13 protein-coding genes are annotated in these 15,374 nt (G+C 59.9%); 6 read left to right on the forward strand and 7 right to left on the reverse strand.

What is annotated here, in order from left to right:
* Window positions 1–15: 15 nt before the first annotated feature.
* A complete protein-coding gene (locus OQ287_RS00255; protein ID WP_265895187.1) occupies window positions 16–1,368 on the reverse strand; it encodes a GntP family permease in 1,353 nt (450 codons plus the stop codon).
* Between the two features lie 116 nt (window positions 1,369–1,484).
* Between OQ287_RS00255 and OQ287_RS00260 the strand changes: the two genes are divergently transcribed.
* Window positions 1,485–2,027, forward strand: a complete 543-nt coding sequence (locus tag OQ287_RS00260; RefSeq protein WP_250935814.1) for a gluconokinase — start codon at window positions 1,485–1,487, stop codon at window positions 2,025–2,027.
* Between the two features lie 4 nt (window positions 2,028–2,031).
* Here OQ287_RS00260 and OQ287_RS00265 read toward each other — a convergent pair whose 3' ends face one another.
* From OQ287_RS00265 to OQ287_RS00280, 4 genes are all read right to left on the reverse strand, one after another.
* Window positions 2,032–3,063 carry a LacI family DNA-binding transcriptional regulator gene (locus tag OQ287_RS00265; RefSeq protein ID WP_250935815.1) on the reverse strand — a complete coding sequence of 344 codons (1,032 nt, stop codon included), beginning with the start codon at window positions 3,061–3,063 and terminating at the stop codon, window positions 2,032–2,034.
* A gap of 121 nt (window positions 3,064–3,184) precedes the next feature.
* Window positions 3,185–4,105, reverse strand: coding sequence for a lysine exporter LysO family protein (locus OQ287_RS00270; protein WP_265895189.1), 921 nt, complete (start codon window positions 4,103–4,105; stop codon window positions 3,185–3,187).
* A 66-nt stretch (window positions 4,106–4,171) separates the two neighbouring features.
* Window positions 4,172–4,858: a hypothetical protein gene (locus OQ287_RS00275; protein ID WP_265895190.1), complete on the reverse strand. Its 687-nt coding sequence runs from the start codon at window positions 4,856–4,858 to the stop codon at window positions 4,172–4,174.
* The gene (locus tag OQ287_RS00280) at window positions 4,855–5,880 is read right to left on the reverse strand and encodes a 2-hydroxyacid dehydrogenase (RefSeq protein ID WP_265895191.1); all 1,026 of its coding nucleotides are present in this window, start codon (window positions 5,878–5,880) and stop codon (window positions 4,855–4,857) included. The genes OQ287_RS00275 and OQ287_RS00280 overlap by 4 nt, the downstream gene beginning before the upstream one ends.
* Before the next feature lie 185 nt (window positions 5,881–6,065).
* Here OQ287_RS00280 and doeA point away from each other — a divergent pair, with 185 nt between their 5' ends.
* The 5 genes from doeA to eno all read left to right on the forward strand — a co-directional run bounded on the left by doeA (window position 6,066) and on the right by eno (window position 12,098).
* Complete coding sequence (doeA, locus tag OQ287_RS00285; protein ID WP_265895882.1) at window positions 6,066–7,253, forward strand: ectoine hydrolase DoeA; 1,188 nt, start codon at window positions 6,066–6,068, stop codon at window positions 7,251–7,253.
* A gap of 54 nt (window positions 7,254–7,307) precedes the next feature.
* Window positions 7,308–8,315, forward strand: coding sequence for a N(2)-acetyl-L-2,4-diaminobutanoate deacetylase DoeB (gene doeB, locus OQ287_RS00290; protein WP_265895192.1), 1,008 nt, complete (start codon window positions 7,308–7,310; stop codon window positions 8,313–8,315).
* Entirely contained in the window at window positions 8,305–8,802 is a 498-nt protein-coding gene (locus tag OQ287_RS00295; RefSeq protein WP_250935820.1) for an Lrp/AsnC family transcriptional regulator, read from the forward strand. The genes doeB and OQ287_RS00295 overlap by 11 nt, the downstream gene beginning before the upstream one ends.
* Before the next feature lie 140 nt (window positions 8,803–8,942).
* Window positions 8,943–10,607: a CTP synthase gene (locus tag OQ287_RS00300; protein ID WP_250935822.1), complete on the forward strand. Its 1,665-nt coding sequence runs from the start codon at window positions 8,943–8,945 to the stop codon at window positions 10,605–10,607.
* A gap of 198 nt (window positions 10,608–10,805) precedes the next feature.
* Window positions 10,806–12,098 carry a phosphopyruvate hydratase gene (gene eno, locus OQ287_RS00305; protein ID WP_265895193.1) on the forward strand — a complete coding sequence of 431 codons (1,293 nt, stop codon included), beginning with the start codon at window positions 10,806–10,808 and terminating at the stop codon, window positions 12,096–12,098.
* Between the two features lie 137 nt (window positions 12,099–12,235).
* On the opposite strand, the gene fdxA is transcribed toward eno, so the two are convergent.
* Both fdxA and mutS read right to left on the reverse strand, forming a co-directional pair.
* Window positions 12,236–12,559, reverse strand: a complete 324-nt coding sequence (gene fdxA, locus OQ287_RS00310; protein WP_250935826.1) for a ferredoxin FdxA — start codon at window positions 12,557–12,559, stop codon at window positions 12,236–12,238.
* 161 nt (window positions 12,560–12,720) lie between these two features.
* The gene (gene mutS / locus OQ287_RS00315; protein ID WP_265895883.1) at window positions 12,721–15,255 is read right to left on the reverse strand and encodes a DNA mismatch repair protein MutS; all 2,535 of its coding nucleotides are present in this window, start codon (window positions 15,253–15,255) and stop codon (window positions 12,721–12,723) included.
* Window positions 15,256–15,374: the final 119 nt, after the last annotated feature.

Consider the following 15,374-nt stretch of genomic DNA (forward strand, 5'->3'; position numbering starts at 1 on the left):
TGGCAACAGGCAGGGTCAGATGAACAGGGTCAGAATCAGCGCCATGATGATACCTACAACGCCAATGATGGTTTCCATCACTGTCCAGCTCTTCAGGGTCTGTGCTTCTGTCAGCCCGAAATAGCGGTTGACCAGCCAGAACCCCGAGTCGTTGACATGACTCAGTACCGTTGCACCGGAGGCGATGGCAATGACGATCAGCCCCAGAATCGGCCCGCTCAGATCAAGCTGGGTAATGACCGGTGCCATCAAACCGGCAGCGGTAATCATGGCCACCGTGGCGGAGCCCTGAATGACGCGTACCCCGGTGGCGATGATAAAGGCCAGCAGTACCGGTGGCAGGGAGCTGTCTGCCATGTAATGGCCGATGACGTCACCCACGCCTGAATCGATCAGGGTCTGTTTGAACACGCCACCGGCGCCGGTGACCAGAATGATGATCCCGGCAGGTTCGAGTGACTTGGTAGCTACCCCCATGACTTCTTCGCGGGACAGGCCGCGTTTGGTGCCCAGCAGGGTAAAGGCCAGCAGGGTCGTGATCAGAAGCGCCACGATCGGGCTGCCGAAAAAGCCCAGTACCTGATAGACCATGCTGCTTTCATCCAGCATGACGCCGCTGACGGTATTGGCCAGGATCAATACCAGTGGCAGCATGATGATCGAGGCAATCATCCTGAAGCCGGGCAGGTCATCATAGTTTTCACGCACCTCGCCGGCTTCCTGTTGCATGTAGTCCGGCACGGTAGCGTGGATACGCTTGCCGATATAGGTACCGAATACCGGGCCGGCCAGAATCATGGCCGGCAGGCCGCAGATGGCACCGAACAGGATAACGTAACCCAGATCGGCATTGATCAGGTTGGCAACGGCAATCGGGCCGGGCGTCGGCGGCATGAAGGAGTGCGTGACGGCCAGGCCGGCCAGCAGCGGAATTCCGTAATGCAGGAGCGATCGACCGGTACGTTTGCCCAGGGCATAGATCAGCGGCACCAGAATTATGAAGCCGACGTCCAGAAAGACCGGAATGGCGATCATGAAACCGGCGATGGCCATGGCCCACTGGGAGCGGCCTTCACCAAAGCGCTTTAACAGCGTATTGGCGAGCCGGTCTACACCGCCGGATACCTCGAGCATCTTGCCGAACATGGCGCCAAGGCCAACGACCGTGGCCACGAACCCCAGCGTGCCGCCCATTCCCTTCTTGACGGTTTCGACGATATCGGTCAGTGGCATACCGGTTGCAACTCCCACCAGCAGGCTGACCAGCAGCAAGGCAACAAACGCATGAAGTCGCAGCTTCATTACAAAAAACAACAGCAGAACAATGCCGCCCAAGGCGGCGGCAATCAGAACACTGGCATGAGACATGATGCGGGTCCCTGTGAGATGGCGCGGCGGATACCGACGATAGTGGTGCTACACGTGCGGCCTAAAACATGCGATGTTATCGGTAACATTGCTACATAAACAACAGGAGTTAGACCATGGTTCAATCCCTTTCGGCACTGGTGTCCCGCCGTATTCTGGTCATGGGGGTCTCTGGGTCGGGCAAGTCAATGATCGGAGCGCGCCTGGCAAAAACACTGGGATGTGACTTCCATGACGGGGATGATTTTCATCCGCAGGCCAACATCGACAAGATGAGCCGCGGCGAAGCACTCAATGATGATGATCGTGCCGGGTGGCTCGACCGCCTCAGTGAGCTGCTGGCAGAGTACCGGGATCGCGATGACAGCGTGGTGATTGCCTGCTCGGCGCTCAAGGGGCGTTATCGGCAGCATTTGCGCGAGGGAGGTGATGACAAGTTGATTGCGCTGTACCTGGACGGCAGTTATGCCCTTATTCATGCGAGAATGAGCAGACGGTCCGATCACTTCTTTTCATCGAACATGCTGGCCAGCCAGTTCCAGACGCTTGAGCCGCCCATCGGCGGTGAGGCCTTCAATATCGACATCAGTCTTTCGCCGGAGGGCGTCATGGATCAATGCCTGCGGGTCGTCGATAACTCACGCCAGCCCGGGCGCTGAGTCATCAGCGCCTGGTACGTGTCGTACTGGCTCGCCAGGCGATCTCGAAGCCGACATCCAGGCTGGATGACAGGGAGGAATCACCCTCGAGCCTGGCCAGCAGACGGCGCGCCGCTTCCTGGCCAATGGTGCGGCGTGGTGTCATGACCGTGGTCAGTGCCGGCTCGGTCGAGGCGGTGATATCCATGCCATTGAAGCCTGCCAGCGCCAGATCATCCGGCAGCAGGATGCCGCGTCGCTGACATTCGAACAGCGCGCCGGCGGCCAGATCGTCATTGCACATGAACAGGGCATCCAGGGATGGCCAGCGTGTCATCATGTCGTTGAGCAGTGCACCGCCAAACCGAAAGCTGGAGGGGCGGGTGGTGGTCATGCAGATATCATCACGCCGCCCTGCCTCGCGCAGGGCACGTTGCCAGCCCTGGTGACGCTGCCGGGCGCGGTAGTCCATCCGGGCCCCGCCAAAACCGATCTGCTGAAACCCTGCCTCGATCAGTGCCTGTGTCATGCTGTAGCCGGCCTTTTCATGGTCGAGCCCGACCGACATGTCAATCGGGGTGTCTGAAAGCCCCATGATTTCCACGACCGGTAACCCGGAACGCGACAACAGGGAAAGTGTACGGTCAGTGTGTTGACCACTGGGAAGAATGAAGCCCTCCACGCCATACCCCAGATAGGTACTGACCAGATGTTCTTCTTCCTGCAGGGAATAGCCCGAGTGCCCCAGCAGTACCTGATAGCCGGTGTCCTGAACAATGTCATCGACGCCACGCAGCACGTCTGAAAAGACGCCGTTGGACAGGGACGGTACCAGAAGCGCTATCGCGTGGGTCCGGGCGCTGGCCAGGCTTCCGGCCTGTCGATTGGGGATGTAGCCCAGGGCGTCAACCGCATCGAGAATGCGCTGGCGCAGCGGGTCCGCGACCTTGTCCGGCTGGCGCAGGGCTCGTGATACGGTGATCTTGCTGACGCCGACATGTTCGGCTACATCGCCCAACGTAATGCGGCCCGAACCCGGGCGGTTGCGCCGGCTCATGGCCGCACGTCCCTGGCATGAAATGGCTTGCCGGCATCCGGCATCGACATGGCAATCATCCTGAGCATGAAGTTGAGAGGAAGCGGTGTGGTACATCGCAAGGTGTCATGGATGGTGATGCTCATCCAGCTGCCAGCCATAACACCATCATCGGCGGCGCAAGCAGAGACAGCAGGAAGCCGCTGACCAGCGCCAGCGGAACACAGGTTATGCCACCACTGCGGCTCAGCATCGGCAACGTGACATCCATGGCCGTTGCACCGCAGTAGCCTACCGCCAGTTCCGGCGTACGTCGGGCAATCAAGGGTACCAGCAGCAGGGCAATCAGTTCGCGACCCAGGTCGTTCAGCAGGGCCACGCCGCCCCACAGCGAGCCGAGCTGATCCGTCATCAGGATGCCGGACAGGGAGTACCAGCCAAAGCCCGAGGCCAGCGCCAGCCCCTGGGTTACTGGCAGGCCAAGCACCAATGCCGCGACGATTCCGGCCAGTTGTGATGTCACCAGCACGGTTACTGCAATCAGTACACCGCGTCGATTGAGAATCAGCTCCCGGAGGGACAGCCCTGCCTGTTTCAGCTGTGCTCCGATCAGGGCCAGCAGCACGTAGAGTGCCACTTCTGCCCACTGGCTGCCGTGCGTTGCCAGACTCGGCAACAGACGACCCAGCAGGCACCCCAGCCCAACCAGCCCGATCAGAAGCGCGCCATCAATCAACGAAGAGGCAATGGATACGGGGGGAGGGGGTGCAACATCGGCAGCCGGGCGGTTTATGGCGCGGGCGCGGTAGCACCGCGCCAGTCCCCACAGTCCGATACCGTTCAATAAACTCAACAGCCCGAGCAGCACCAGCGCATGGCCGGCCATCCGGGTCAGGTTGCGGCCCAGATCATCCAGCCCGGCAAGCCCAAGCCCCATCAACGCCAGCAGCAGGTAAATGGTGGGCGTTACCAGGCGGTCTACGCGCCGTTTGGCCTGCTGTCCTTGCCACGGCAGCAGGTAGCCGGCGAGCAGCGGCACAATCATCCACCAGAGTCCGGCCATGGTGTCTACATCCTTTCACGTCAAGGCGCCTGTTTGGCTCAAGGGGCGCATTGTAGGCAAAACCGCTTACGGTGTCCCGGGTCCGGATGTCAGGTGAGTCAGGCGCAGTCGCGCCTTCACTGTATCGTCTTTCAGGTAATCGAGACTCAGGATCAGGCCAGGCGTATCAGTGCTGAGCGCTGCGTTGATCACGCTGTCCGAATGACCCTCCCGCCAGGCGTGAATATGGCGCGCGGCCAGTGAGCCTGCCGGCGTGGTGACCGGTGCCGCTGACGTAACGCGGTAGAGGTAGTGGCGTGCCTTGCCCTTTTCATTCATGTAGTCGAACCGGCAGGGCGGTTGATCGTTGGTGCGACAGCGCGCTGCATCAAGTGACAGACCCAGCTGTACCAGCGCCGTCTGGCGGTCCGGCAGAGTGGCAAGATCCTGCCTGTCCAGGCGGTAATCGTGGCTGATGCCCAGCAGGTGGTATCCACCTCGATAGGCGATGGCTTCAAGCGGTGCGCCGGCTACGAAGCGTCCGGTTTCCTCGCCGGTCGCAATGCTGATCCTGGCCTTCATGTGACTTTGCCAGTCATCGCCATGCGCCTTGAGGGTGTGCGACACGGTAGCGTCAGGCCAGCCCTTCACACTCAGGTGATAGGTGGCCTCGAAGGGGGTGATGGCCGGGCTGCGGGTCGATGATGTGCTTGCATGTGCAGGCAGGGCTGTGGTCAGCATCAGCAGCCACGCCAGATGAAGTTGACGGATCAATAGCCTGCCTCCCTGCTGACGGCCTCTGAAAAATCCTTCCTGGCAATGGCCTGCAGGTACGACACCAGCTGGTCGATGGCGCCCTTGATCGGCGTTGGCCCGGAAATGTGTGGGGTAATCAGCACGTTGTCATACCCCCGGATGGGGTGATCCGCGTTCAGCGGTTCCTCGGGGAAGACATCCAGCACGGCGCCTCGCAGATGTCCCTCATCCAGTCGTGCCATCAGGTCCTCCAGCACGAGGGTGGTGCCACGACCGATGTTGATCACCACAGCGCCTTTCGGCAGACAGCCCAGTAACTGATGGTTGAGGTAGCCCCGGGTGAGAGGCGTATCGGGCAGCAGGTTGATGACCACACGGCTTTTGGACAGTAACGGGGCCAGCGCCTGCTCACCTGCGTGGGTCGTGACATGATCCAGATGTTTTTCATGACGACTCCAGCCATGAACCGGAAAGCCATCGGCAGCGATGGCCTGGGCGACATAACGGCCGATGGTGCCCAGACCGAGTACGCAGACAGGCCAGTCCTGCCTGTCTTCAAGCCCCCGAGGCTGCCAGACGCCCTTGCGCTGATCCCGGTGGTAATGATCCATGTTTCTGTAGAAATGCAGCAGCCCGTAGCGCACGTACTCGGTCATGAAGGGTTCCATGCCTGCGCCCCTCAGCTTGAAGACCGGTACGTCCGGCAGGGCAGCGCTGTTCAGGAGCGCATCCACGCCGGCGCCCAGGTTCAGGATGGCCTGCAGCCGCTGGTCCTGTGCGGCCAGCAGCGCGGTGGGCGGCTGCCAGACAATCAGTATCTCGGCCGGAACAGAGCCGACCTCGTCCGTCGTGTCGACCTGCGCGTCCGGAAAGGCATCCTGCAAGGCGCTCTGCCAGCAGGCAGCCTTCTGAAGGTCATGAATCAGGATGTGCACAAACGCCTCCATGAAATAGTGACAGTACAGCAGGCCATGCCCGCCCTGCAGGCACGTTAGCGCGAGCAATGGGGCCAGAGCCAGGGGAAAGTGCTGTTTTGGCAAGTGCTTATATTTTCTTTGACCCTGCATGAGTCTGAGGTGCAGACTCATGAACAGGTCGGCGAGAGATCGATCACGTGATGACCCCGCGCGCCAGAATGCATCGTCTAGAGTTTGCAGGGCTGAAGCAGACTCTGCTAGTGATTATAAAAACGTTGGGCGAGCAAGCGATGACGACACCAAAGAAGATTCCCTCGGTAACCCTGCCCTTCAGCCGTCAGGAGTATGCACAACGGCTTCGCAAGGTACGCGCTTCCATGGCTCGACGAGGCCTGGATGTGCTGATTATCTATGACCCGTCCAACATGGGGTGGCTGACCGGCTATGACGGCTGGTCGTTTTACGTGCATCAATGTGTACTGGTCGGTCTGGAGGGTGAGCCTGTCTGGTATGGCCGGCGCCAGGACAGTAATGGAGCAGTGCGAACCTGCTACATGAATCCCGATACGCATGTGCTGTACTACCCCGACTATTACGTCCAGAACCCGGACATGCATCCCATGGAGTTTCTGGCGCAGTCGGTGTTGCCCGAGTGGGGGTGGGACCGCTGTGTGATCGGCGTGGAAATGGATAACTACTATTTTTCCGCCAAGGCCTTTACGAGCCTGCAAAGGCATTTGCCACATGCACGGTTTGACGATGCCACCGCCCTGGTCAACTGGTGCCGGGCCATCAAGTCACCGACCGAAATTGACTACATGCGCTGCGCTGCACGCATTGTCGAGCACATGCATGCCTGCATTCTTGACATGATCGAGCCGGGGCTCCCCAAGAATCGGCTGGTGGCGGAAATCTATCGAGCCGGTATCGAAGGCGTCGATGGCCATGGTGGTGATTATCCGGCCATCGTGCCGCTGTTGCCGACCGGTCCGGACGCTGCCGCACCTCATTTGACCTGGGACGATACTCCGTTCAAGAAAGGTGAGGGCACCTTCTTCGAGATTGCCGGGTGCTACAAGCGCTACCATGCGCCACTGTCGCGTACCATTTTCCTTGGAAGGCCGACCCGGGACTTTATTCGAGGGGAGGCAGCGTTGCTGGAAGGCATCGATAACGGACTGGCCATCGCGCGGCCTGGCAATAGATGCAGTGACGTGGCAAAGGCGCTCGGCGCGGCGATGGACAAGTACGGGTTCGACCGGGGAGGCGCACGCTGTGGCTACCCCATCGGGATCAGTTATCCACCGGACTGGGGCGAGCGGACCATGAGCCTGCGCCCCATTGACAATACCGTGCTCGAACCTGGCATGACCTTTCACTTCATGCCAGGCATGTGGATGGCTGACTGGGGGCTGGAAATTACCGAGACGATTCTGATTACCGAACATGGGGCAGAGCCCTTGTGTTCCTTTCCGCGTCAGCTGTTTGTCAAATAATATCCGGGCCTGCTGACATCATCGTGTGCGGCGGCCCCCTGCTGGAGAACAATAATGCGCGAGAGTCCCATCTCTTCCACGGTTGATTTCGATGCCGACGGCGTACAGCACGGGTATTTGAAACTGCCGGTATCTCACGATGAGTCTGCCTGGGGCGCGATCATGATACCGATTACCGTGGTCAGGAACGGCGACGGACCGACCGCCCTGTTGACCGGAGGAAACCACGGTGACGAGTACGAGGGCATTACGGCCCTGTTGAAGTTGTCAAGCCGGCTGAAGGCCGCAGATATTCAGGGGCGGGTCATCATCGTACCGATGATGAATCCCCCAGCCGCCGAGGCCGGCCGCCGGACATCGCCCATGGACAAGGGCAACCTGAATCGCTCTTTCCCCGGCGACCCGGATGGCAGTCCGACCCGGCAGATTGCGGATTATTTTACCCGGTATCTGGTACCAATGTGTGATTACGCCCTCGATCTGCATTCCGGTGGACGGACGCTGGATATACTGCCCTTCGCGGCGGCGCACCGGCTGGATGATCTGGCACTGGAGCGCAAGAGCATGGAAGGCGCAATGGCCTTCGGCGCCCAGACGGCCATCATGATGTTTGAGCTTGATGCCTCGGCGCTTTATGACACGGTGGTAGAGCGTCAGGGCAAGGTGCTGGTGACGACCGAGCTGGGTGGTGGGGGGACATCGACACCCGGCAGTATCGAGTTGACCGAGCGCGGGGTGCGTAACTTCCTGATCTTTTCCGGGGTCATGGAGGGAGAGCTGACCCGCTCGGCCCATCAGCGTTATGTCGAAATGCCGGATGCCAGCTGCTACGTGCAAAGCGAGCATGCTGGTCTGCTCGAGATGACCTGTGCCCTGGGTGGCCTGGTTCGGCAGGGTGAGGTGGTGGCGCGTATCTACGACATTACCCGAACCGGTACCGACCCGGTGGAGTATCATGCCGGGCGCGATGGCATCGTGCTGGCACGCCGCTTCCCTGCCCGGGTAAACATGGGAGATACGCTGGTGGTCATCGGTGAGGAGGTAGCCACCCTTGAGCGCTAAGGGGAGCAGTGTGCGGCTGGATCGCTATGACGTGCAGATCCTGTCGATTCTGGCCCGGGAAGGGCGCATTACCAAGTCCAGGCTGGCCGAGGCAATCAATCTGTCGGTCAGTCCCTGCTGGGAGCGGGTCAGGCGGCTTGAGCAGGCTGGCATCATCACGGGATATGGTGCGTTCATCAATGCGGCTGTTCTGATGCCGCGCACTCCGGTATGGGTTCAGATCGAGCTTGAGCAGCACGATCTGGCGCATGCCGACCGTTTCGAGCAGCTGATCATGGCCACCCCGGAGGTCACGGAGTGCGTGGGCGTGGGGGGCGGCGTCGATTACCTGCTCAAGGTCGAGGCTGAAAGCATCGATCAGTATCAGCGGATGATCGACAACTGGCTGGTCGGCGACAGCGGTATCAAGCGCTACCATTCCTATATCGTGACCAAGTCGATCAAGCAGGTCGCGTCCCCCCTGGCTTTTGATACCGACGTACGCTGAAGGGGCGTGTGATTGTCCTGCCCATTGGCGGCGTTAAATTGAGCCTCGCATCCGACTCTGTTAGACTGACATCCCATCCTGGCCCGCGTATTTTTTCACTCTTTTCGGGCCTCCAGTTCCACGCTTCTGACAGGTTTTTCATGACACGATATATCTTCGTGACGGGCGGTGTTGTGTCCTCGCTCGGCAAAGGCATTGCTTCTGCTTCACTGGCTGCCATTCTGGAGTCCCGTGGTCTCAAGGTGACCATTCTTAAACTGGATCCTTACATCAACGTGGATCCCGGCACCATGAGTCCTTTTCAGCACGGAGAAGTGTTCGTCACGGAGGATGGGGCCGAGACGGATCTGGATCTGGGGCACTACGAGCGCTTCATTCGCTCGAAAATGACCCAGGCCAACAACTTCACTACCGGCCGTGTGTACGAGCACGTGCTGAAGAAGGAGCGTCGGGGAGATTACCTGGGTGGTACGGTGCAGGTCATTCCGCACATCACCGACGAAATCAAGCGCCGGGTCAAGGTCGGTGGCGAAGGCTATGACGTGGCACTGGTGGAAATCGGCGGCACCGTGGGTGACATCGAATCCCTGCCATTTCTTGAATCCATTCGCCAGCTGCGTTCCGAACTGGGCGGCCACCGCGCCATGTTCATGCACCTGACCCTGGTGCCCTATCTCAAGACGGCCGGCGAGACCAAGACCAAGCCGACCCAGCACAGCGTCAAGGAGCTTCGCTCGATCGGTATTCAGCCGGATGTACTGCTGTGCCGGAGCGAAGTGGAGCTGGAAGAGGGCGAGCGTCGCAAGATCGCCCTGTTTACCAACGTTGAAGAGCGTGCCGTTATCCCGATGCTGGATGCCGATACGATCTACCGCATTCCGCTGATGCTGCACGAGCACGGTCTGGACCAATTCGTCTGCGATCGCCTGCGTCTGGAGCCGGGCCCGGTCAACCTGGATGAATGGGTGCGGGTGCTGGACGCCAAGCTTAATCCGCTCAAGTCGATCAATATCGCCATGGTCGGCAAGTACATGGAATTGCTGGATGCCTACAAGTCGCTGAACGAGGCCCTGATTCACGCGGGTATTCAGACGCGGGTCAAGGTCAACATCGATTACATCGACTCCGAGGAAATCGAGCGCGACGGCCCCGGACGCCTTGAAGGCAAGGACGCGATTCTGGTGCCTGGCGGTTTCGGTTCCCGTGGTGTGGAGGGCAAGATTGCCACGGCCCGCTTTGCCCGCGAACGAAAGATCCCCTACCTCGGTATCTGTCTCGGAATGCAGGTGGCCATCATCGAGTTTGCTCGTCACGTGGTGGGCTGGGAAGATGCCACATCGACCGAGTTCAGCTTCGAGACCAAACACCCGGTCGTGGGTCTGATCACCGAGTGGATTACGCCGGAAGGCAATATTGAAACCCGTGATGCCTCTTCCGATCTGGGTGGCACCATGCGTCTGGGTGGCCAGAGCTGCAGCCTGACGCCCGGCAGTCGTGCCCGTGAGGTATATGGTGCTGACACCATTATCGAGCGTCATCGTCACCGCTACGAGGTCAACAACCAGTTCGTGAGCGAGCTTGAGCAGGCCGGCCTGATCTTCTCGGGCAAGAGCGTCGATAACTCCCTGGTTGAAATGATCGAGCTGGCTGATCACCCCTGGTACGTGGCCTGTCAGTTCCACCCGGAATTCACGTCCACACCGCGTGACGGTCACCCGTTGTTCACCGGCTTCGTCAATGCCGCGCTGGATCACAAGGCAGAGCGTGCCCGCCAGCAGCAGAGCGATCGGGAAGATCGCGACTGATGAACGAGTTCATGCCGACCTTCGGGTCGGCATTTTCTTGTCTGAACACTACAATGACGCAGCTCGCCACTGGAATAACGGCGGCCAGGCTGGCATGTTAGGCCAGCGACTTTAGTGAAATGACGCGATCATGGTGTTGTTCGCGGCGTTTTCGATCTAGAACTCAGGGATACCTGATCCCGAAAAGGAAGTTTCGACATGGCCAAGATTGCTGATATCCATTCGCTGGAAGTGCTGGATTCCCGCGGCAACCCGACTGTTTATGCGGAAGTGGTGCTTGAGGACGGATCGCGCGGCAACGCCTGTGCTCCATCCGGTGCCTCTACAGGTTCCCGTGAAGCACTGGAGCTTCGTGATGGTGACAAGTCACGCTATCTGGGCAAGGGTGTGCTGAAGGCTGTCGAGGCTGTCAACGGCAGGATCCGCGATGCGCTTCTGGGGATGGACAGCACCAATCAGCGTGAGCTGGACAACAAGATGCTGGCGCTGGACGGAACCGACAACAAGTCCGAGCTGGGGGCCAATGCCATTCTGGCCGTATCACTGGCTGCCGCAAAGGCCGCTGCCGTCAGCAAGGGCCAGCCGTTGTATGCTCACATCGCTGAACTTTACGGCCAGCCGGGCCAGTTCAGCATGCCGTTGCCGATGATGAACATCATCAACGGTGGCGAGCACGCCGACAACAACGTGGACATTCAGGAGTTCATGATTCAGCCGGTGGGCGCAAAATCGTTCAGTGAAGGGCTGCGCATGGGCGCCGAGATCTTCCACGCGCTCAAGAAGGTGCTGTCCGGCAAGGGGCTGGCAACCACAGTGGGCGACGAGGGTGGCTTTGCGCCGAACCTCGAATCCAATGCCGATGCGCTGGCTTCCATCAAGCAGGCAGTCAGTGACGCCGGCTACACCCTGGGCACCGACGTGACGCTGGCACTCGACTGCGCTGCCTCCGAGTTCTACAAGGATGGCAAGTACGTGCTGGGCGGTGAGAACAAGTCCTTTGACGCTGCCGGGTTCGTCGATTATCTGGCCGGCCTCAGCAACGATTACCCGATCGTATCCATCGAGGATGGTCTGGACGAATCTGACTGGGATGGCTGGAAAGTGCTGACCGAGAAGCTCGGCGACAAGTTGCAGCTGGTCGGTGATGACCTGTTCGTGACCAATACCCGTATTCTCAAGGAAGGCATCGACAGGAAGATCGGTAACTCGATTCTGATCAAGTTCAACCAGATCGGCTCACTGTCCGAAACGCTGGATGCCATTCGCATGGCGCAGGATGCCGGCTTCACGGCCGTTATCTCACACCGCAGTGGTGAAACCGAAGACTCCACCATCGCGGATCTGGCAGTAGGCACCTGTGCCGGTCAGATCAAGACCGGTTCGCTGTCGCGCAGCGACCGAGTGGCGAAATACAACCGTCTGCTGATCATTGAAAACGAACTGAAGGGCAAGGCTCCGTACCGTGGTCTCAGTGAGGTCAAGGGGCAGTAAGCGCTGAATCATTCGCGCTGCATGCCTCCGGGGCCGCCGTTTTTGCATGTCGGCCCCGAACTGTCTGCCATCTGATCGGCAGGCACTAAAAAGGCGCCTCATGGGCGCCTTTTTTTCATCCGTGCAGTAGCTGGTGTCTAGCGCTCCAGCTTGTCTGCCTTGCCTTCCTTGCCGTTCATCTCGTCAGCATCGTCAAGCGCATCCTTGCGTTCGCTGATGTTGGGCCAGACTTCGGCCAGCTCGGCATTGATTTCGATGAATTTCTCCTGGCCCTCGGGCAACTCGTCTTCCGAGAAGATGGCCTCGGCCGGACATTCCGGTTCGCACAGGGCACAGTCAATGCATTCGTCGGGATGAATGACGAGAAAGTTGGGGCCTTCATAGAAGCAGTCTACCGGGCAGACTTCCACGCAATCGGTGTACTTGCACTGAATGCAGTTTTCGGTGACGACGAACGTCATTGTGTTACTCCTCGGTCACGGATGGGCAGGGGCATCAAGGCCCGTTGCCTCAATTTATCGGTATTTTAGAGGGCGTGTGGCGCGGGCGGCAAGCACCGGGCCACACGCCGGGTATTGATAATGATGAACAGCCTGTACGGATCGGCAGGTGTAGACCGAACTTAAAGCTGCTGGCGCCAGGCATAGATCAGGGCCAGAGCGTCTCGGGGCGACAGTGTATCAGGATCGGTCTGACCAAGCGCCTCGATCACGGGATGAGGCAGTGCATCGAAGATATCGCCCTGATGGGGCATACCGGCGGGCTGCGTATCCTGCGTTGAGGCTCTGGCGGGTTGTTCGAGGCTGTCCAGCTTCTGTCGGGCCCGTTCGATCACCGGGCGTGGGACGCCGGCCAGCTGCGCTACCTGCAGGCCGTAGCTTTGACTGGCCGGACCGGGTTCCACCTTGTGCATAAAGACAATACTGTCCCCATGCTCTACGGCCGTAAGGTGTACGTTGCCAATGCCGTTGTGTTGATCTGCCAGCGCCGTCATCTCGAAATAATGGGTCGCAAAGAGGGTATAGGCGCGGGTGCGGGCCAGATGTTCTGCACTGGCCCAGGCTAGTGACAGGCCATCGAAGGTGCTGGTGCCGCGGCCGATCTCATCCATCAGCACCAGGCTTTCCTCAGTGGCGTTGTGCAGGATATTGGCGGTTTCGGTCATCTCGACCATGAAGGTTGACCTGCCACCGGCCAGATCATCCGAAGAACCGATACGGGTGAAAATACGATCCACCGGGCCAATGCTGGCACGATCTGCCGGGACGGGGCTGCCGGTATGGGCCAGCAGGGCAATCAGGGCGTTCTGTCGCATGAAGGTGGATTTACCACCCATGTTCGGGCCGGTAATCACCAGCATGCGGGCGTCGTCATTCAATGTCAGGTCATTGGGAACGAACGGGTGTGTGGACACGTGTTCGACGACCGGATGGCGGCCACCTTCTATCTCAAGCCCAGGGGTGCTGACCAGATTCGGGCGTGTAAGTGCCAGGGTGCGTGCCCGTTCGGCGAAGCAGGCCAGCACGTCCAGCATGGCGAGTGCCTGGGCGGTGGATTGCAGCGCGACCAGCTCATCGTTGAGCTGATCAATGAGCTGCTCGTAGAGCCATTTCTCACGTGCCAAGGCCCTGGTGCGGGCAGACAGGGCCTTGTCTTCGAATTGCTTGAGCTCCGGCAGGATGAAGCGTTCGGCATTTTTAAGCGTTTGTCGCCGGATGTATTCGGCCGGAGCCTGGGCTGCCTGAGCTCGGGAGATTTCGATGAAGTAGCCGTGCACCCGGTTATAACCGACCTTCAGGCTCGATAGCCCCGTGCGTTCCTTTTCCCGGCGCTCGAGCTCGACCAGGTATTCGCCGGCGTGTTCATGCAACCCACGGAGTTCATCCAGTTCGCTGTCAAAGCCGTCGGCGATTACACCGCCATCACGAACCACTACCGGCGGGTTATCGATGATGGCCCGGCTCAGGGTATCGTCAAGCGTCGGATAGGGAACGATATGAGTTTTGAGGCCGTCGAGGGCGGTACCGTCAGGCAGTGGCGCCAGCAGCGCCTGCACAGCGGGAAGCGCCGACAGGGCATCGCGCAGGCGGGCCAGATCGCGGGGGCGTGCGCTGCGCAGTGCAACGCGGGCCAGAATGCGCTCGATATCGCCGATCGGTGAGAGGTGGTCACGGAAGGTCTCGAACCGATACTCTTCCTGCAGCACGTCAACAGCATCCTGCCTTGCAATGATGCGTGACTGATCGCGCAGCGGACGATTCAGCCAGCGCCTCAGCAACCGTGCGCCCATGGCCGTTTGAGTCGTGTCCCAGATGCTGGCCAGGGTATTGTCGCCGGTGCCGGCCAGGTTGATGTCAATTTCAAGGTTCCGACGGCTGGCGGCATCGATCACGATGGCTTCATCACGCAGCTCGACGGACAGTGAGGTGATATGGGGCAGCTGGCTGCGCTGCGTGTCACGCACATAGTCAAGCAGCACCCCGGCTGCAGTAATGGCCCGATGCATATGAGCACACCCGAAGCCATTCAGGTCCTGCACGCCGAACTGGTCGCACAGCAGCCGCTGAGCGGTTTCGAGATCAAACTGCCAGGCATGCTGGCGGCGAAGCCCCGGATGGTCAGCCAGGGCGCCGGGCAGTGGCAACTCGTCGGCCACCATCAGTTCAGCCGGGGCCAGCCGATGCACTTCAGCCAGCAGGTCGTCGTCGCTGTCGGCTTCAAGCACTGCAAATCGGCCACTGGAAAGCTCCAGCCAGCTGATGCCCCAGCCACCGTGATGTGCATGCAGGGCCACCAGTAGATTGTCATGCTGAGCGTCCAGCAGGGCTTCGTCATACAGAGTGCCGGGCGTGACGATACGCACGACCTTGCGCTCAACCGGCCCCTTGCTGGTGGCCGGGTCGCCGATCTGCTCGCAGATCGCCACGGACTGTCCTGCCTTGACCAGTCTTGCCAGATAGCCCTCGGCACTGTGGTAGGGAACGCCGGCCATCGGGATCGGGCTGCCGGCCGATTGCCCGCGTGCCGTCAGGGTGATATCAAGCAGGGCCGCGGCGCGTTTGGCATCATCAAAGAAGAGCTCGTAGAAATCGCCCATGCGATAGAACAGCAATACGTCGGGGTGCTCCCGCTTGATACGTAAATACTGCACCATCATGGGGGTGTGCGGTGTGGCGGCGTCTTGAGTCACAATCCTGCTCTTTATCCGGGGGCATCGATATAATGGGGCGAAGGGTAGCATGCCCGCCGACACGGATGTAGTTGTTACCGGGCTGC

Origin of the sequence: Larsenimonas rhizosphaerae, assembly GCF_026240105.1 — a bacterium.
Classification (GTDB): Bacteria; Pseudomonadota; Gammaproteobacteria; order Pseudomonadales; family Halomonadaceae; genus Larsenimonas; species Larsenimonas rhizosphaerae.

Bases quoted from the DNA above. Each gene is read 5' to 3' on its own strand.
- OQ287_RS00255 (WP_265895187.1), bottom strand. From the start codon at position 1,368: ATGTCTCATGCCAGTGTTCTGATTGCCGCCGCCTTGGGCGGCATTGTT.
- OQ287_RS00260 (WP_250935814.1), top strand. From the start codon at position 1,485: ATGGTTCAATCCCTTTCGGCACTGGTGTCCCGCCGTATTCTGGTCATG.
- OQ287_RS00265 (WP_250935815.1), bottom strand. From the start codon at position 3,063: ATGAGCCGGCGCAACCGCCCGGGTTCGGGCCGCATTACGTTGGGCGAT.
- OQ287_RS00270 (WP_265895189.1), bottom strand. From the start codon at position 4,105: ATGGCCGGACTCTGGTGGATGATTGTGCCGCTGCTCGCCGGCTACCTG.
- doeB (WP_265895192.1), top strand. From the start codon at position 7,308: ATGCGCGAGAGTCCCATCTCTTCCACGGTTGATTTCGATGCCGACGGC.
- OQ287_RS00300 (WP_250935822.1), top strand. From the start codon at position 8,943: ATGACACGATATATCTTCGTGACGGGCGGTGTTGTGTCCTCGCTCGGC.
- eno (WP_265895193.1), top strand. From the start codon at position 10,806: ATGGCCAAGATTGCTGATATCCATTCGCTGGAAGTGCTGGATTCCCGC.
- fdxA (WP_250935826.1), bottom strand. From the start codon at position 12,559: ATGACGTTCGTCGTCACCGAAAACTGCATTCAGTGCAAGTACACCGAT.
- mutS (WP_265895883.1), bottom strand. From the start codon at position 15,255: ATGATGGTGCAGTATTTACGTATCAAGCGGGAGCACCCCGACGTATTG.